The sequence below is a fragment of the Dyadobacter linearis genome, from assembly GCF_907165045.1.
Lineage (GTDB): Bacteria > Bacteroidota > Bacteroidia > Cytophagales > Spirosomataceae > Dyadobacter > Dyadobacter linearis.
The window spans coordinates 761830-780089 of sequence record NZ_CAJRAU010000001.1 but is presented as its reverse complement, the minus strand read 5'-3'; the positions used below and the strand labels follow the sequence as shown (position 1 = coordinate 780089).

Genomic DNA, 18260 nt, shown 5'->3' with positions numbered 1-18260 from the left:
CTCTGCCTCACTGGCTGTTAAAATTCATTTCAGTCCAGCGATACCATCGCTTTGATCACTCCGTTTGCAGGATCGAGCCAGCTTTCGAAAGTATCTTTCACTTCTGAAAATGCCACCCGATGTGTAATATAAGTTTTGGGATCTACCAGGCCGCTTTTCATACTTGCAATTACGTGCTCAAAATCGGCGCGGGTTGCATTGCGGCTGCTCATTAATGTGGCTTCCCGTTTGTGAAATTCGGGGTGGCTGAATGAAATATCGCCTTTTTGCAAACCAACCAGCACATATCTCCCGCCGTGGCTAAGGTAAGTAAATGCAGTATTGATCGCCCGCAAACTGCCCGTCGCGTCGATGATCACAGTCGGCATTTCGCCGTCGGTCAGTATGGCGAGCGTGGCCGCCACGTCTTCGGTCAATGCATTGATAGTATGTGCTACGCCCAGTTTGTCCTTGCAAAAAGCTAGTCTTGAATCATTGATATCCAGTGCGATCACATTTCCGCCCGCTATTCTTGCAAATTCCATAGTTCCGAGGCCAATAGGCCCGGCGCCTACAACCAGCACATTTTCGCCTTTTTGAACCATCGCTCTCCGCACACCGTGTGCGCCGATCGCCAGCGGTTCTACCAATGCGAGCTCATCGAAACTAAGCCCGTCGCCGTGAACCAGGGAATAGGAGGGGACAGAGAGGTACTCCACCATTCCGCCGTCAATATGTACACCGGAAACTTTCAGGCTTGTGCAGCAATTTGGTTTTCCGTTCCGGCAGGCAACGCATTTTTTACAATTGAAATAGGGAATGAAAGTGACGATCTCGCCTACTGAAAAATCGCCGCGATCTGTCTCCACAATTTCCCCGGCCAGTTCGTGACCCAATATTCTTGGATAACTAAAAAATGGCTGGGTACCTTCAAATGCATGCAGGTCGGTGCCACAAATGCCGATGCGCCTGATGCGGATCAATGTATGTCCTTCCTGACTGGCAGGAGTGAGGGTATCTTCATAAGAGAAGTGCCCTGGTGTGGTGCAAACCAGCGTTTTCATTGTAATAAACGTTAATTTTTCGTTGAGAAAATGGCGGCTCCGAATTATGAATTGGCCAGCGCCCGGTCCAAATGCACATAACCTCCGTCTACATAAATCAGCTGTCCGGTGGTGTGGCTTGAACGTTGTGAAAGCAGGAATACGGTCATATTCGCTATTTCCTCCGAGGTTGTCATCCGGTTTTCGAGCGGAATATGTGCGGTGATTGATTCGAGTTTTTCGGCAGGATTGGGCAAAGTTTCTATCCAGCGCTCGTAAAGTGGTGTCCAGCATTCGGCCACGATCACCGAATTGACCCGGATCCCGTATTTCAAAAGCTCCACGGCCCATTCGCGCGTCAATGCATTTCTTCCGCCGTTTGCAGCCGCATAAGCCGAAGTGCCGCCCTGGCCGGTATCTGCAGTTTTTGAACTGATATTCACAATTGCACCCTTTGATTCTTTCAAAGCAGGTAAAGCATAATGCGCCATTAAATAGTAATGTACCACATTCTTGTGGAGTGAGGCGATAAATCCTTCATAATCGCCGTTTTCCAAACCTACGCCGTCGTTTACGCCCGCATTGTTCACGAGACCGTCGATCCTGCCGTATTTCTCGATAACCGCCTTCACTGCCTTCTCAGATTCTTCCGGGCGGGTTAGTTCAGCGGCTACCTGGAAAGACTCGAAGCCTTTTGCTGCCAGCTCGGTCACCAGTTTCTGGTTATCATTTTCATTTCTACCAACAATAACCGGAATCGCGCCTTCTTTGGCCAAAACCTGAACAATACCCTCGCCAATGCCTTTTGCACCGCCTGTGACAATAATTATCTTATTAAAAAGCTGTAAATCCATGGTATTCAAATTGAAATAAAACCGAAATCGATGAATGTTAATGCGCCGTGCCCAGCGTTACTTTTTTAATCTTGTTGTTCCTGATTGCGAAGTATAGTACTACCAAAAAGCAAACCGCCGGTACCACATACGCCGTTTGTATGGACGAAATATCCGATACCTGACCCATAATTACCGGGAAAAATGCACCGCCAACGATGGACATGATCACCAGCGAGGAGCCGATTTTGGTTTTCTCCCCAAGACCTCTGATACTCAATGCAAATATGGTCGGGAACATGATCGACATGAAGAACTGAACGCCGACGAGCGCATATACTGCTGCCATACCCGTGGTAGTCACCGCCAATGCAAGTAATGCCACGTTGATCACGCTGTAAAGTGCCAGCAAACGCGGAGGAGCCACAAAACGCATCAGATAAGTACCTATAAACCGGCCGATCATAAAGCTCAGAAATGCGCCGGACAACAAGTAAGCCGCCGTTTTCTCATCAATACCAGCCACTTTATCCGCGAAACGAATGAAAAAGCTGCTGATACAAACCTGCGCACCCACATAGAAGAATTGGGCTAGGGTGCCCAGCAGCAGATTTTCTTCGCCCCAAATCGAGCCGCTCACTGCCCCGGGAGTTTCCTCTTCATCTTTTATTTCAGGAAGCGTTGTGCGCCAGATCAGAATTGCTACCAACAGCACCACAATACCGATCACTATAAAAGGAACCTGAACCGAAGCCGCTTCTGCATTCAGGTAAGTATCAAGCTCTTCACCCGACATTGCCAGCTGCTCCTGGTCTGTCAGCGTTTTGCCGGAAAGAATGAATGTTCCTCCCATCAAAGGCGCCAGAAAAGCAGCAAGGCCGTTAAAAGATTGTGCAAAATTCAACCGCTGCGTCGCTGAGTCAGGGTCGCCGAGTACAGTTATGTAGGGATTTGCAGCCGTTTCAAGCATGGTAAGCCCGCTGGCGATGATGAACAAAGCGATCAAGAAAAAGCCGAAATGTCGCATTTCTGCTGCGGGATAAAATAGGAATGTGCCGAATGCAAATAGGAGCAAGCCGAGGGTAATTCCGGCTTTATATCCGAATCGTTTCATGAATAGTCCGGCAGGAAGCGCGATTAGGAAGTAGGCAATATAAGATGCGGAGTCAATAAGCGCCGATTCAAAGTCGCTGAGCTGGCAGGCTTTCTTTAAATGCGGGATAAGAATCGGATTGAGATTGAGGGCAAAACCCCATAGAAAAAATAACGATGTGATAAGAATAACAGCCAGCCGCGTTTTACGATCGGTCATAAAGGTCGGAATTAGTGATGCAGGTATAAGTGTAAAATAAGACAATTCAACTCAAAGGTGTTTTATTTTTTTTATACTGAATCTGACCTTCAAATGGTAGCTACCTCATATTGAGCAAATATTGCAATTCGTCTTTTTTTCGTCGGGACACTTCCACGCGCGAGCCGTCCCGGAGAATGATAAATTCGCTGTTATTACTAATGCGCACCACGTGATCGAGGTTCACCAGGTGTGATTTATGCGTGCGAAGAAATTGAGACTGTTCGAGAACATTCTCAAAATGTTTAAGTGTTTTGCTGGCTAAAAATGGGCGCTTGTCTGTAAAATGTATAATTGTGTAGTTGCGATCCGCTTCGAGGCGCAGGATTTCGTGGGTAGAGAAGAAGAAAACACCTGAGTTTGACGGAACCGCGAGGCGGAAGTCCCTCACTTCTCTCTTTTCAATTTTTCTAAGAAAATTGTCGTGCAGCTGCTTTTTCTGTTTTTTTAAATCGCGCTTTTTCTGGTGCCGCTTTACGACCCGGATCAGTTCGTCAGGATCAAGGGGTTTGAGCAGAAAGCCTAATGCGCTGAACTGCACTGCCTGAATCGCATATTTGTTGTAAGCAGTCGTAAAGATGACGTCGAAGTCGGGGTCAGGGAATGCGTCGAATAACTCGAACCCGTTTTGGTTGGGCATTTCAATATCGAGAAACACGATGTCGGGAGCGTAAAAATCCAGAATTTCCTTCGCTTCCTGCACAGAGCAGGCTTCTCTGATCTCAGATATTTCAGGTACAAATGTGCGGATATGGTATTGCAGCACATTACGCGCACGGAGTTCATCGTCAACTATTAAAACTTTTATCATAGTGTGGAAGGGGATTAGACTTGCGGACTTGTAGTTTCTGCTAAGTTTTCTCCGCAAGGTAAGCGGGGCAGCCGCATCTGTCGGGTTTAATGTGTAAATGGTACAAGCCGGTTATTAAAAGGAAGCTTCAAAATCCCTGCTAATTTCCATTTAGTCACCGCGACTAGCCGCAGAGTAATTGAACTAGTCGTCCTTTCCGTAGGAGGTTATGTTTGTGATTCATTCACTTACCTATGAATCACTCAATCGCATAACTATGAAAATGTATCAAATTCTGCTCGCTTTTCTCTTCCTTACTCAGTTCTCATTTGCCCAGGCTCCGGAAAAATTCAGCTTTCAGGGTGTAGCCCGGAATGCGGAAGGCAAACTGGTCGCCAGCCGCGATGTAGGTATCCGCATCTCAATCCGCCCGGAAACTGCACTGGGCAGCCCGGTTTACCAGGAAACACACACAGCCAAGACCTCGACAAACGGTATTTTCACTATTCAGGTAGGCGGAGGCGCAGGTCTGGCTGGCCAGATGAACAACATTGACTGGAAATCAGGCAAGTATCTCCTGCAAGTTGAAATGGACATAGATGGTACCGGTAATTATACAGATTTTGGTACAACGCAGCTATTGAGCGTGCCTTATGCTATTCATGCTACGGAAGCTGTCGAAGCGGCCAATGCGCTGCATGCGAATACCGCGGATGAAGCGGGAAGGTGGAAGAACTTTGATCCCATAGTCCAGGAAGGAAGCGCTGAAAAAGGAACGTCGCTCCCTGAGTTGAATTGGACAAATCCCCATAAGATGATGTGGTATCCGAAAAAAGCAGCGTTTCGATTTGGCTATTGGTCTGGACCAAATGTCTGGTCTGACGACAATATCGGAGAATTCTCATTTGCAGCTGGTAAAAATGCCGTGGCAAAAGGAAGCACATCTTTCGCTTTTGGGATTGAGGCAAAAGCTATTGGGCCAGGTTCTCTTGCAATTGGTTCCTCTAGCGAGGCCGGAACGGGTGCTGTAAGTCTTGGTTTTAACGTCAAGGCGACGGGAGGTTATTCAGTAGGAATCGGTTCTGAAGTCAACAGTACGAAGTATCATTCAATTGCTATTGGCCGTTCCTTGGAGAGTCATTCTCCTGACGGAATTGTTCTTGGTGTAGCTAACGACATATCGGACGAACCTTCCGACGAAATAGAACAAACGCAACGCCTATTTCAAATTGGAAACGGTTTGGCTTTTAGTTCAATCCGTAGAAATGCACTTACAATCCTCCGCAACGGAAATGTCGGAATTGGGAATAATGTGCTCGCGCCAACACACATACTGGACGTTGGAAGCAGGATTCGGTTGAGAAGTAATAACGGAGGTAATACTGCGGGGCTTTTTTTAGATGATTTAAATAGTGTACCATATTGCTTTATTGGAAGCGTTAATAATTCAGAAGCTGGATTTTATTTTGAGGAAGGTACAGCGTGGCGATTCAAGGTGCATAATAATGGCAGCGCCTGGCTTGCTGGCACCTTAACCCAAAACTCCGATATCCGCCTGAAAGAATATCTAAAACCACTCAGCGGAAGTCTGGGTAAACTTTATGATTTGAAAGGATACCATTATCAGTGGAAAGACAAAACAAAAAGTCAAGCGCTACAAACGGGCTTAATCGCCCAGGAAGTAGAAACGGTTTTCCCTGAGCTGGTTGAAACTGATAAGGATGGTTTCAAGTCGGTAAACTACATCGGGCTGATCCCGCATTTGCTGGAAGCTGTAAAGGAATTGAAGCAGGAGAATAGCCGGCTAAGCGATGAAAATGTGAAGCTGACTTCGAAAGCAAATGAATTTGGAGACCTGAAAAAAAGGTTGGAAGCAATAGAGGCGAGTCTGGCAAAAGATCCTGCAATTTCAGTTAAATAGTACTATTATGATCATCTTAATATGGATGTGCCTGATCGTCGATCTCACTGCTGCGGTTTTTCTTATAATCAGTTCCATGAGCTCCGAACAGGACTCAGCCGGAACAGGGATGGTCATGTTACCTGTGCTCTTACTGATTACCTTGGCCGCTTTGTCTTATTATTTAATGCAGAAGCAGCACCTCAATTGGTCACTCGTTGCGAGCGGCCTGCCCGTAATCGTGATTATATATCTCCTCTTTATCTCAGTGACCTGATTCCTGATAAGGCTTGTTTTGAAAACTATAAATCAGGTAAAACAATGCAGGAAGGATAAATACGCTGCCTAGTAGCAACGCCATTCCAAGTGCCTGCATTGTTTTTTCCTGCCCGCTGTGCTCCATTAATGACAAGTACCCGTTTTTTAGAATAACAATATTTGGGAAATGGCGGAATGTTGTGGTCAGCAAAATCATCGTCACCTGAAAACCCGCCAGCGGTCGCAGTAAGCGGATTTTTCCCTGATAGAGCTGGTACCACATAAATATCAGGGATAGCGTCGCCGCGATGATCGCGATTCTTCCAACCCAATTCCCAAACACCCATTCCAGTAAAGGAATTCTTTCAAAGTAAGCAGCGGTGAAAACAAGAATGCCGCAAACAACAGCTGCAATATTGAAAAACTGTGCTTTGTGCGCGAAACGAAGCCTGTTAGCATCGTTTTCCGCTTCCCCGATTAAGTATACCGACGCAAGGAAGCCGCAAATGGACGTAGTGAAAAGCCCTACCGCGACGGAAAACCAGTTGAGCCAGCTGAAAATATAAGCTTCCAGAAATGTGTCAGCCTCAGGATCAATATGCCCTGAAACGGCGCTGCCCGCTATTATTCCTAAAAACAATGGTGTAATGAAGCTTGAAATAGCAAAAATGGTATTGTAAATAGACTGCATATCGTCTACCACCGCGTCGTAATGCCGGAAAGTGAATGCGGTACCCCGCGCAATAATGCCCATTAGCATCACAGTCAGTGGAATGTGCAGATAGATCGACATCGTGGAATAGATCACTGGAAAGCCCACAAACAAGATCACGATCGCAATAATCAGCCACATGTGATTAGCCTCCCAGATTGGGCCGATCGCGGAATAAAGCGTCTTACGCGTGACCGCTTTGTTCTTTTTTGAAGTAAATAATTCAATAATACCCGCCCCAAAATCCGCCCCGCCCAGCAGCAGATACAGCAGAATAGAAGTCCAGAGAAATGTAATGACTACGTAGAGCATTTTAATGACCGAATGATTGAATGACCGAATGATTGAATGGGCAGTCTCCCTATTCCTTATCATACAACGTCCCCACCATTTTGATCTGGCGGTAGAGCATGAAGACTACGAAAATGGCGAGGGAAATGTAGACACCGGTAAACAGATAAAATGAATAAGCTATCCCTGGCATGGGCGTAACTGCATCGGCAGTGCGCATTACATTGTAGATGATCCACGGTTGCCTGCCCACTTCCGTCACTGTCCAGCCGGCTTCTACCGCGATGAAGCCGAGCGGCGTTGCGAATACGAAAAGTTTAAGCAGCCATTTGGAAGTCAGCCAGTCGCGCTTTTTCCAGAGGGCCAGAAAATACACCAACGAAATTCCCATCATCGCCATTCCCATTCCAACCATGATCTGAAACGCATAATGCGTGATTGCAACCGGCGGGTGGTTTTCGGCCGGGATTTTGTCAAGTCCGGTAACTTCCGTTTCAAAATCTCCATGCGCCAGAAAGCTCAGAAAGCCCGGAAGTTTAATCGCGTATTTTACTTCCTTATTTGCTTCGTCGGGAATACCTCCCAGGATCAGCGATGCGGATTTTTCAGTGTGAAAATGTGCTTCCATTGCCGCGAGTTTGGCAGGTTGCCGCACAGCCACATCTTTCGCGGAAATATCACCGCTCAGTGGTTGCAAAATAGCAGCGGCACAACCGAATATAGCGGCAATCTTGAAGGATTTGGTATGAAAAAGCACATTTTGACCCCGCATGATCATCAATGCATGCACACCCGCAACCGCAAAACCGGTTGCTACAAAAGCAGCGATCGTCATGTGAAGCGCCTGTGAAAACCAAGCTTTGTTGAACATCGCCGCAATAGGATCAATATTAAGATATTGGCCATTTACGAAGTCAAAACCGGCCGGACTGTTCATCCAGGCATTCGCCGCGACAACCAGTATCCCCGAGGCCAGCCCGCTTACGCCCACAATCACGCCGGTAAACCAGTGGAACCATTTGTTAAACCTGTCCCAGCCGTAGAGAAAAAAGCCCAGCGCGATCGCTTCAATAAAAAATGCCGTTCCTTCCAGAGAAAACGGCATTCCGAAAATCGGCCCGGCATGTTTCATGAATTCCGGCCAGAGCAGGCCCAGCTCGAAAGAAAGCACCGTGCCCGAAACAGCGCCAGTCGCAAAGAAAATAGCAACCCCTTTGCTCCAAGCTTTAGTGACATTCTTGTAGACTATCTGGTCGGTTTTTAACCAGTAATAATGGGATACCGCCATAAAAAACGGCATCACCATACCAATACATGAAAAAATAATATGGAATCCCAGAGAAAGGGCCATTTGGGATCTCGCAGCAATGAAATCGTCCATTTGGAGTTGAATTAAGGCAGTTCAAAACTAATGAATGCTATCAATACAACCGCTTTTAAATGGAAAAGAATCACGATCCGGCTGCATCTTTTGCCATATTTTTCTCAGCCAGCCGCCGCTTTACGATATCTGCTGGATACTTCAACGCCAGCTCCCTGATTTCATAGGTAAACTCCTTGAAAGTTTCCTCCCAAACTTCCGCTTCGCCCGGTTCATATTCATAAAAACCGTGAGAATTAAGCACGCCCTTCCCACCTTCACGCACCACTTTATCGATCAGCTCGGGCACTTCTGTGCTGTTGTTCAGGGTAGGCAGCAGATTTTTCATGACCGTATGATAGGCCGGAACGCCCGTTAAATCCATCCACCTGAAAACGCCGACCAGCGTCATAAAATATCCCGCATTATTGCGGCAGGAGCGATCCACATCTTCGATCGTAGCGTAACCATTTTCCACCAAACTAATTGCCTCGCGGTACATTGCATACATCAGGCGATTGGTGATAAAACCCGCAATATCTTTCCTGACCAAAATAGGCTCCTTGCCCCATTGATGCGAGAGTTCATACAGGTATTCGCCGTATTTAATATCCGACTGCTCGCCGCAGATGATTTCCAGAAACCGCGTGGTATGTGCAGGTTCCGACCAATGCAGACCGAGAAAGCGTTCAGGATATTGCGTTAATTTTTGCAGCTGGCTGATCGGGATAGCCGAAGTATTGCTTGATAAAATCGCATCCGGCTTGATCACAGCCTCGATTTTTTTGTAAACAGATGCTTTAATATCTATATTTTCAATCGTGCATTCATTGACAAGCTTACAAGGATACAGCACATCGTAATCTTCGGTAAGGATCAGCCGGCGCAGGTAATATTCAGGTTCATTATCGATCAGCCCGTTTTCCCACGATTTCTGTAAATGCTCCCGGATCCGCCTTTCCGCGTGTTCCATATCGGCACTGAGTGGCGCAATAGCGGCAACCTGATGCCCCGCAATAAGCAGGCAGGTAACAATGCTGCAGCCCATCAGGCCCAATCCGACGATGCCGACGGGTATCTCATTTGTATTCATAAAACGAATGCAATTTTAGAATTACTAAAACAATTTTCTAACCGCTATTTACGAAAAAAGCCCCGGAATCATTGATCCCGGGGCCCTTTAAAAACCTGCTAAAACTATCTTGACCAGCTTGCTACTTCCGATTCTACTTCCTCCCTGGTCTTACCTAGCTTTTTCTGAAGTTTTCCAAGAAGTTCATCTTCTTTTCCATCTTCATATAGCAGGTCATCGTCAGTCAAATCAGCATATTGTTGCTTGAATTTACCTTTCAATTCGTTCCAGTTTCCTTTTACTTGTTGTGTGAAAGCACTCATGATTTTGGTTATTTAGTTTGCAAATTCATTTCACATAAACTGTTCAACAACTGTACCAAATGTCCTGAGAGCCTTGAAAGGCACTTTAAATATTAGTTTTGAGTAATAAATTCCCGTATCTGTCCAAGTTTTTGCGAAAAGCTGGCACTGGCATGTCAGGAGTTAATCAACTTGTCTAGCCGCACAATTCCCTGTACCATCGACCGCACTGAATGGTAATTAACTTTCCAGGAGTGGCTCATGTGTTTCCAGATCGGCTCGCCCTGGCGGGTAAGCAGCGGCAGCCATTCTCCGACTTCTGAGTGGATCATGTGATCGAAAACGAAACGATGCGTCGCGTCGTAGGCTTTCAGGTATTTTTCATCACCATAAACCCGGTACGCGTCGAGCATTCCGATGATGACTTCTGCCTGCTGCCAGAATTCCTTTTCGCGATCGTACACTTCTCCCGCATGCGATCCTTCCACATAGACGCCGCCAAATTCCCAGTCAATGCCGTGCTCTACCGCGTGGTCGTAGGAGGCGAGCAATTGTTCCTGGTATGCATCGTAAGGAATGCCCGCAATATCAAGCGCGTGCATCAGCAGCCAGGCGAATTCCACATTGTGGCCGTAGCTGGTATTATCTTCTGCCGCGCTTTTCATCCCATCTTCACTAAACCGGTCCCAACCCCAAATAATGTCAAATTTAATCTGCGGCGCTACCGACCAGTCAGCCCAGAACTGCGGGATACCCGTTTTATAAACGGGGTGCATGATCTTATTGATCAGTAACTGGATGATTTCTAGCAGCTTGCGTTTGTGTACCTGCTGCTGGCTTGCTTCATATAACGTTGTAAATGCTTCCATTAAATGCATGTGCGCATCGAGCGTCTTGCGGTCGCCGCCGGCAGGACCAGCGCCTTTCAGCTCCCAGTTGCGGTGGAACATTTCGAAATAACCTCCGTAAAATGTATCCGCACCATATTTTTGGAGCAGATCAAAAACCTTCTCCGCATATTCCAGCCCACGCGGATCGCCGGTCGCCAGCGTATATTCGGCCAGACTATACATCGCGAAACTGTGGCCGTAAATGATCTTTTCGTCGATTTTTACATTGCCTTTGCGGTCCATCAGCCAATAAAAGCCGCCATGTTCCTTATCCCACATTTTGTTGATCAGAAAATCGACGCCGTGCCGGGCGATTTCGACATATCTGCCTTCGCCGTAACCTGCTCGATGCGCTGATGAAAAAGTGAAAACAGTCCTTGTTTGCGCGATCAGGGATTTTTCATCTTCGCCCGAATCATTTCCTGCATTGTCGAAGTGGGTGATAAAACCACCGTTCTCTTTATCTACACATCGATTTTCCCAAAATGGTAACAACTCATTTGTCAGGTGATTGTGAATCTCGGCGCGATAGCTTTTTAATTGTTCAATATTCATCGGGTATAAAAAGGTAAGTTTTTGATTTAACTCTGGTTTTGGTCAAATGGGCTATCTGCTGGAAAATTTTGCATTATTGTAGTCTGTTTTGGCAGATAACGCTATTTCCGTAATTAAGTCGGGCCAATAAAATAACTACTGAACTACGCGGAAGCGGAGGTAAGATGTAAATTCGCAGAACATTCCGTTAATCTTCATCCTATGAGCAATCCTGAAATTGTTGAGATCCTTGAACTTACCGCCAAATTACTCGAACTGCACAATGCAGACCCTTTCAAGATCAAAGGATATTCGGTAGCGGCCTTTTATCTCGATAAATACAAGGAAGGGGAGCTCCAAAATATGACCGAGCAGGAACTCACGAAATTGCAGGGAGTGGGGAAAAGTACAGCTACCAAAATAGCCCAGATCGCCCAGACAGGCACTTTTCCTGAGTTAGAAGAGCTGATCAGCAATACGCCGCTTGGGGTGATGGAGATGTTCAATATCAAAGGAATAGGTCCGAAAAAGATCGCGGTACTGTGGCGGGAGCTGGGAATCGACAACCTCCACGAGCTCGAACTGGCCTGTTTAAACGGTGCGGTTTCCAAGCTGAAAGGCTTTGGGAACAGTATCCAGCAGAAAATCCTCGATTCGCTCGCGTTTTTGAAAGACCAGGCAGGTAAACTGAGAATGGACAAAGCGGAGTCAGTTGCGAATGCTATTATTAAAGAACTTAGAAAGACTTTTGAAATGGTGGAAGCGGCCGGAGATATCCGTCGTAAATCCGAAATAGTAGATACAATCCGCATTCTGGCGGTCACCGAATCGCCGGCTCTGTTACAAAATACGATCGGTGAAATCGACTGGCTGGTGCAAAATGAAAAGCAATCTTCTCCATTCGTTTGGCGGGGAAATGTACAGGATGTGGCTGTTGCGATCGAGATCGTGGCTGTGAAACCGGAGCGGGCTGTGAATGAATTGTTCCTCGAAACAGCTGACGCAGAACATCTTGGGTTTCAAAATTCCTCAGGTACTAGTATCTGGCGGCAGGCATATTATGAAACGGCAGATACCGAAGCCGCTATCTATGAAAAAGCGGGCTTCCCATATATTGTTCCCGAAATGCGGGAGGGCTCGCAGGAATTCATCTGGGCTGAAAAACACAAGTCCGAGGAGCTGGTTACCTGGGATGATCTGAAAGGAATTTTACACAACCACAGTACCTATTCCGACGGGCAGCATACTTTGGAACAAATGGCCGTGCATTGCCGTGACCTGGGTTTTGAATACCTCGGAATCGCAGATCACTCGCAAACAGCCGTGTACGCGCAGGGTCTTCCGATCGCAGATGTGATCCGGCAGCATCAGGAAATTGAAAAGCTGAATGCGCGTTTTGCAACCGAAAATCCTGCCAAACCTTTCAAGATTTTAAAAGGGATCGAATCGGATATTCTCGGTGACGGTTCACTCGACTACCCAAGTGAAATACTGGCTTCTTTCGACTACATCGTCGCGTCCGTGCACAGCAACCTTACTATGTCACAGGAAAAAGCGACTGCTAGGCTGTTGAAAGCGATCGAAAATCCATACACGACCATTCTTGGGCACCCAACCGGACGGTTACTACTTTCCCGTGAAGGTTATCCTATTGATCATAAGGTAATTATAGATGCCTGTGCAGCGAATCAGGTAGTCGTAGAAATCAATGCGTCGCCCTGGCGGCTTGATCTGGACTGGCGTTGGATTTCCTATTGCATGGAAAAGGGAGTTTTGCTGAGTATTAACCCGGACGCTCACGCGAAGGAAGGTTACCTGGATATGCATTACGGTGTGGCGAATGCAAGAAAAGGCGGCCTGACAAAGGAGATGACGTTTAATACATTCGATCTCGAAAAAATAGAAGGTTACCTGCGTGACCGTCGTGCGGCGAAACTGTAAGGTTCTGTAATCAGAGCATTCTCAATTCTGCTCGTTCTTCAAAAATTTCGGTTGGTAAATTGGCGGTAATGCCGCCTTTGAGCGCGTCGATGAGGCGCGTTTTCATTTGTTCGCGATTTACGATCAGGCAAACTTCGCGGGCGGGTTCCGGAAATTTGAAGCTGCGAATATGCTTTTTACGATCGTCAGACAGCTCCATTACGGCCATTTCGGGAAGAATCGTAATACCGCCATTCCGCTCCACCATCCGGATCAACGTTTCCATACTGCCCGACCGGTAGCTGAAACTGCTTCCAAACTGGCTGTTCCGGCTTAGTTCGCAAAGTTTCTGGATTTGGGTCCGGAAGCAATGCCCTTCTTCGAGCAGCCACAATTCGTTTGGTTCAATGTCGGTGGGCAGGATATATTGTTTGGAGTAAATTTCCGCATTTTCTGACACGTAGGCGAAAAACCGCTCTTTATACAAAGGTATCTCCTGCAAGCTGCTCTCCTCGGAAAGCGAAGCGATGATCCCAACATCCAGATTCCCTATTTTTAGCTCAGAAATGATTTTTTCGGTAATCATTTCTGAAACGTGCAGCTTGATATCGGGGTATTCTGAGATAAATGGATTCACGAAATGCGGCAGCAAATAGGGTGCAATGGTTGGAATAATTCCCACGCGGAGCTCGCCGGAAAGATCGCCGTTGAAATGCTTCGCGATCTCATTCATTCTGGAAGTTTCTTTTAGTATCGCCTTAGCCTGGTCAATAATCTTCCGGCCAATGCTGGTCGGTACGATCGGTTGCTTGGTCCGGTCGAAGATCTTTACTGAAAGTTCTTCTTCCAGCTTCCTGATCATCATAGAAAGAGTAGGCTGCGTCACATTACAATGCTCCGCAGCCTGCACAAAATGCCGGTAATTATCAACGGCGACAATATATTCCAGTTGTTGGATATTCATGGATTTGATTCAGATAAAATCACTAAGAAAGATTTCATCAATGAATAGTGAAATGTAAATAGATTGTATTTATGCAAAGGTAAGATTCAGGAATTGGCTTGCATTAAATCTTAATCAAATTTTGCTTTAACAATATCACTGGCCCAGTTCTTTACCTTTGACACTGAATGTGTTATTCAAACTTACTATCGCTCACTTTTAAATTGTAACTATGAAAAATCTGAAAGCACTGGTTATGCTGGCATTTTTGGCAGTGACAGCACCGGTAATCGCGCAAACTACGCAGGACAAAGCCCAGACAGAGCTTAAAACCAAGAAAGACGGGACGCCGGACAAACGCTACGCCGAGAATAAAAAGCTGAAAAAGGACGGTACGCCGGACAAACGCTACAATGAAAACAAGAATCTGAAAAAAGACGGTACCCCCGACAAACGCTTCAAAACCAGCAAGTCGGCTGATTCATTGAAGGCTGGCAAGAAGAATTAGATAGCTGCAAATATTCGTCAGAAAAATTAGGGTAAGCGCCCGACTGGTTGTCATTCCAATGAGCAACCAAGTCGGGCGCTTTTTATTTAAAATCTGACGAGTGCAATGAATGTAGCCATAGCCGATCATGTAACACATTTGAGCAGGGACAGGGAGTGGGAGTTTGAGCAAATTTTTAAGAAACACTTCAAAGGACTGCACGCTTATGCCCGCACGATCCTGCGGGACGATTTTATGGCGGAGGAAATGGTTCAGAACGTTTTTTGCCGCTTATGGGAAAAAGCAGATCATTTTGAGATCCGCGAGTCGATCAGCGGCTATTTGTACCGCTCGGTTTACCACGAAAGTCTGAACTATATCAAACACCTGAAAGTGCGCGATGCATACCAATCCTACGCGGTGCATCAAATGGAACACCCCAGCAACGCCGGGCACGCGATCGAGCTGTCGGAACTGGAAACCAGACTGGATATTGCATTGAAAGAACTACCCGAAAAGTGCAGGACGATATTTCAGATGAGCAGGTTTGAAGAGCTCAAATACCAGGAAATCGCCGACCGGCTCGACTTACCCGTGAAGACCGTCGAGAATCAAATGGGCAAGGCGCTGCGCCTTTTAAGACTTAAACTGGTCGATTTTTTACCGGCCTCATTCCTATTATTTTTCCTCAGTTAATCAGTCATGAAACAAGAATTAGACCGCCCGATAGATGATCTGCTCGTCAAATCGCTGCTCGATGAAGCTACGGTGGCAGAACAAATGGAAATTAATCAGTGGTTATCCGACAGCGACGATAACCTGCGCTACTTCGAACATTTTGAGTTGATCTGGCAGCAGAGCAAAGAGTTGGAAATCAGGAGTATAGTAGATGAAAATGCGGCCTGGAAGCGATTCAAAGACAGGGTTAACTTTCCTCAGGAAAAGGAAAATGTAGTATCGATGTACCAGAAGCCCGTTTTTAATCAGTTCAGAGTTGCTGCGACCATTTTGCTGGCGGTTTGCACAGGCTGGCTGGCTTATCTTTTAGTGGGTAACCAGCTTGGAAATGAGCAGATTACAATCAGTTCCGGCGAGCAGACCTTGACGGATACGCTGCCCGACGGTTCGGTTGTGGTCTTAAACCGAAGGTCGACAATATCCTATCCTGAGCACTTTACCGGAGAGAAAAGAAGTGTGGCACTGACCGGGGAAGCATTTTTTGACGTAACCCCCGACAAAACGAAGCCATTTATTATCTCAGTAAATGACGTAACTGTCAGAGTGGTAGGTACCTCGTTTAATGTTAAAAACAGCATTGAGAAAACGGAAGTGGTAGTGGAAACCGGTCTGGTGGAAGTCGCCCGGGATACACAAATGATCAAAGTAAGACCCAAAGAAAAAGCGACGGCTTCCCGGGTTGCGGGCGGTTTGACAAAGCAAAAGTCACAGGATGAGTTTTACAAGTATTACCGAACCAACCGGCTTATTTGCGAAGATACCCCGCTGTGGCGGCTCGTAGAAATCCTGAACGAAGCTTATGAAGCGGAAATTGTGATTGAAAACGAACGGATCAGAAACCTGCCTATCAATACCACTTTTGAACAGAAATCCCTGGAAAATATCATTGCGGTGATCAGTGAAACTTTTTCAATAACCGCACAGAAAGACGGAAAGCGGATCATTTTGAAATAGACCTTATCTTTCGGAATGAATTTGACTTTTAGCTTAATACGCGTTTTGCGGCTGGCTGTTATCCTGATCGTGATTCCGATCCTTTCGCAGGCTCAGCAAATACTTGATAAACCGGTTGCCATTTCAGTGAAAGGGCAACCGGTTTCTGAGGTTTTGAAAACGATCAGCGAGCAGGGTAAATTTTACTTTTCCTATAATAGCAATATCGTTGCGGGCGATAGTCTGGTAACTTTAAATGTCAGTCAGAAGCCCGTGCGGGATGTCTTGAATATGCTTTTTCAGGATAAATATCAATATCGGGAAAAGGGCGATTATGTGATTATTCTGCCGGCTGTAAAAGACAGGACCATTTACATTTCGGGCTACGTAATCGATCAGGAAGGTAATGCGCCGGTCGATTACGCGAGCGTTTATTCTCGACAGTTGCTCGTTTCGACGATGTCTGGCGACGATGGACATTTCCGTTTGCGCGTAAAAGAAAGGGGTTTTCCGGTCAATCTGATAATCAGTAAAGTAGGTTATGCAGACACTACGATTGTGATCGGGCAGCCGCAGCGCGAAGATCTGCGCATATTGATCAACCAGAAGGCTGTCGATCTGGATCCACTTATTGTACGGTATTCCGAAGGTCAGTCTACCTGGCTGGGGCGACTTTTTCTTTCAGCACGAACAAGAATGCAGAGCCGGAATATCAGTCGGTTCTTCACGGCGCTACCTTATCAGGCTTCGCTTACGCCGGGTTTGGGTACGCACGGGAAATTGAGTCCGCAGGTAGTTAACAAGTTTTCTCTCAACATATTAGGCGGCTATACGGCGGGTGTGAATGGCGCCGAACTGGCTGGTGGGTTTAATATATCCAGGCAAGATGTACGTTACCTGCAAATCGCTGGTGCATTCAATGTGGTTTCCGGGAAAGTGGAAGGTGTCCAGATCGCCGGTTTCCACAACCAGATCATCGATTCGCTGAGTGGCGTGCAAGTTTCAGGATTTAGCGGAATTGTTAAGAAAAGGGTTCGGGGAGTGCAGGTAAGTGGTTTTATGAACCGGGCGCGCGATACTTTCGAAGGCGTCCAGGTTTCGGGCGCATTGGGTATTATTGGTGGAAATGGGAGCGGCGTCCAAGTTTCTGGTGCAGTGAACCACACTTCGGGCGATTTTCGGGGTGTTCAAATCGGAGGAGCCGCGAACCGGACCCGGCAGTCTCTGCAAGGAATGCAGATAACCGGTGGATTGAATATCGTTAAACACGAAATGCGCGGGGTGCAGCTGGGTACTTTCAACTCTGCCAAAATTCTGAAAGGATTTCAGCTGGGGGTATTAAATGTTGCTGACAGCTCCTCGGGCGTAAGTATTGGTTTGATCAATATTGTCCGTAAAAGCACTTCCAATATCTCGGTTTACGCCACCGAAACTACCCCGCTGAATGTGGCTTGGAAAATGGGTACGCATCGTTTTTACAGTATACTCACCGCCGGCGCGGACGCCGGGACGGAGAAGCGGAACTACCAGTTCGGTTTTGGTGTGGGTAAAGAGTTTTTTCCTTTCAAGAAAGTCGGCTTTCTGACTGAATTCGTCAATCTCAATATCTATCAGGGCAGCTGGGAGAATACCCCTTTCCTGTACCGTTTCCAGACCGCTATTACCTGGAAGCCGGCCAAGCGGTTCGTCATCTTCGCAGGACCTGCCTATTCATTTTATCACAACGACCAAAAAGAGCCAAGTCCTGGCTACAAACCCTATCCCCCCGCCAACTATCCTACCACCAAAATATCCGATAAAGTGTCCTCCTGGCTAGGCTGGCAAGGAGGCATAAGCTGGCGTTATGGGAGATTGTGATTTACAAAATTTTGCTAAAAATTTAGGGTTACCCCGCCCCACGTTGTCAGTATTGTACATACGGCGG

At 46.7% G+C, this 18260-nt stretch carries 17 protein-coding genes; 7 read left to right on the top strand and 10 right to left on the bottom strand.

What is annotated here, in order from left to right:
- Window positions 1–29: 29 nt before the first annotated feature.
- The 4 genes from KOD92_RS03095 to KOD92_RS03080 all read right to left on the bottom strand — a co-directional run bounded on the left by KOD92_RS03095 (window position 30) and on the right by KOD92_RS03080 (window position 4017).
- Complete coding sequence (locus KOD92_RS03095; RefSeq protein WP_215232044.1) at window positions 30–1043, bottom strand: zinc-binding alcohol dehydrogenase family protein; 1014 nt, start codon at window positions 1041–1043, stop codon at window positions 30–32.
- Window positions 1044–1087: 44 nt separating this feature from the next.
- Complete coding sequence (locus KOD92_RS03090; RefSeq protein ID WP_215232043.1) at window positions 1088–1876, bottom strand: L-fucose dehydrogenase; 789 nt, start codon at window positions 1874–1876, stop codon at window positions 1088–1090.
- Between the two features lie 37 nt (window positions 1877–1913).
- Window positions 1914–3167: an L-fucose:H+ symporter permease gene (gene fucP / locus KOD92_RS03085; protein ID WP_215232042.1), complete on the bottom strand. Its 1254-nt coding sequence runs from the start codon at window positions 3165–3167 to the stop codon at window positions 1914–1916.
- Between the two features lie 100 nt (window positions 3168–3267).
- Window positions 3268–4017: a LytR/AlgR family response regulator transcription factor gene (locus tag KOD92_RS03080; RefSeq protein WP_215232041.1), complete on the bottom strand. Its 750-nt coding sequence runs from the start codon at window positions 4015–4017 to the stop codon at window positions 3268–3270.
- Window positions 4018–4273: 256 nt separating this feature from the next.
- On the opposite strand from KOD92_RS03080, the gene KOD92_RS03075 reads away from it, so the two are divergent.
- Window positions 4274–5917, top strand: coding sequence for a tail fiber domain-containing protein (locus KOD92_RS03075; protein ID WP_215232040.1), 1644 nt, complete (start codon window positions 4274–4276; stop codon window positions 5915–5917).
- Between the two features lie 7 nt (window positions 5918–5924).
- Window positions 5925–6173, top strand: a complete 249-nt coding sequence (locus tag KOD92_RS03070; protein WP_215232039.1) for a hypothetical protein — start codon at window positions 5925–5927, stop codon at window positions 6171–6173.
- Here KOD92_RS03070 and KOD92_RS03065 read toward each other — a convergent pair.
- The 5 genes from KOD92_RS03065 to KOD92_RS03045 all read right to left on the bottom strand — a co-directional run bounded on the left by KOD92_RS03065 (window position 6162) and on the right by KOD92_RS03045 (window position 11336).
- A complete protein-coding gene (locus KOD92_RS03065) occupies window positions 6162–7178 on the bottom strand; it encodes a cytochrome d ubiquinol oxidase subunit II (RefSeq protein WP_215232038.1) in 1017 nt (338 codons plus the stop codon). The two genes, KOD92_RS03070 and KOD92_RS03065, sit on opposite strands and share 12 nt — an antisense overlap.
- Before the next feature lie 49 nt (window positions 7179–7227).
- Window positions 7228–8538, bottom strand: coding sequence for a cytochrome ubiquinol oxidase subunit I (locus tag KOD92_RS03060; RefSeq protein ID WP_215232037.1), 1311 nt, complete (start codon window positions 8536–8538; stop codon window positions 7228–7230).
- A gap of 70 nt (window positions 8539–8608) precedes the next feature.
- Window positions 8609–9610, bottom strand: a complete 1002-nt coding sequence (locus tag KOD92_RS03055; protein ID WP_215232036.1) for a 3-hydroxyacyl-CoA dehydrogenase family protein — start codon at window positions 9608–9610, stop codon at window positions 8609–8611.
- A gap of 104 nt (window positions 9611–9714) precedes the next feature.
- Window positions 9715–9912, bottom strand: a complete 198-nt coding sequence (locus KOD92_RS03050) for a CsbD family protein (protein ID WP_149641817.1) — start codon at window positions 9910–9912, stop codon at window positions 9715–9717.
- Window positions 9913–10067: 155 nt separating this feature from the next.
- Window positions 10068–11336: an AGE family epimerase/isomerase gene (locus tag KOD92_RS03045; protein WP_215232035.1), complete on the bottom strand. Its 1269-nt coding sequence runs from the start codon at window positions 11334–11336 to the stop codon at window positions 10068–10070.
- 201 nt (window positions 11337–11537) lie between these two features.
- Between KOD92_RS03045 and KOD92_RS03040 the strand changes: the two genes are divergently transcribed.
- Window positions 11538–13256, top strand: a complete 1719-nt coding sequence (locus KOD92_RS03040) for a DNA polymerase/3'-5' exonuclease PolX (RefSeq protein WP_215232034.1) — start codon at window positions 11538–11540, stop codon at window positions 13254–13256.
- A 10-nt stretch (window positions 13257–13266) separates the two neighbouring features.
- On the opposite strand, the gene KOD92_RS03035 is transcribed toward KOD92_RS03040, so the two are convergent.
- On the bottom strand, window positions 13267–14199 hold the full coding sequence (locus KOD92_RS03035) for a hydrogen peroxide-inducible genes activator (RefSeq protein WP_215232033.1): 933 nt from the start codon (window positions 14197–14199) through the stop codon (window positions 13267–13269).
- Window positions 14200–14410: 211 nt separating this feature from the next.
- On the opposite strand from KOD92_RS03035, the gene KOD92_RS03030 reads away from it, so the two are divergent.
- The 4 genes from KOD92_RS03030 (at window position 14411) to KOD92_RS03015 (ending at window position 18193) form a co-directional block, all read left to right on the top strand.
- The gene (locus KOD92_RS03030; RefSeq protein WP_215232032.1) at window positions 14411–14686 is read left to right on the top strand and encodes a hypothetical protein; all 276 of its coding nucleotides are present in this window, start codon (window positions 14411–14413) and stop codon (window positions 14684–14686) included.
- A 105-nt stretch (window positions 14687–14791) separates the two neighbouring features.
- Complete coding sequence (locus KOD92_RS03025; protein ID WP_215232031.1) at window positions 14792–15361, top strand: RNA polymerase sigma-70 factor; 570 nt, start codon at window positions 14792–14794, stop codon at window positions 15359–15361.
- A gap of 6 nt (window positions 15362–15367) precedes the next feature.
- Window positions 15368–16357, top strand: coding sequence for a FecR family protein (locus KOD92_RS03020; RefSeq protein WP_215232030.1), 990 nt, complete (start codon window positions 15368–15370; stop codon window positions 16355–16357).
- A gap of 15 nt (window positions 16358–16372) precedes the next feature.
- Window positions 16373–18193, top strand: a complete 1821-nt coding sequence (locus KOD92_RS03015; RefSeq protein WP_215232029.1) for an STN and carboxypeptidase regulatory-like domain-containing protein — start codon at window positions 16373–16375, stop codon at window positions 18191–18193.
- Window positions 18194–18260: the final 67 nt, after the last annotated feature.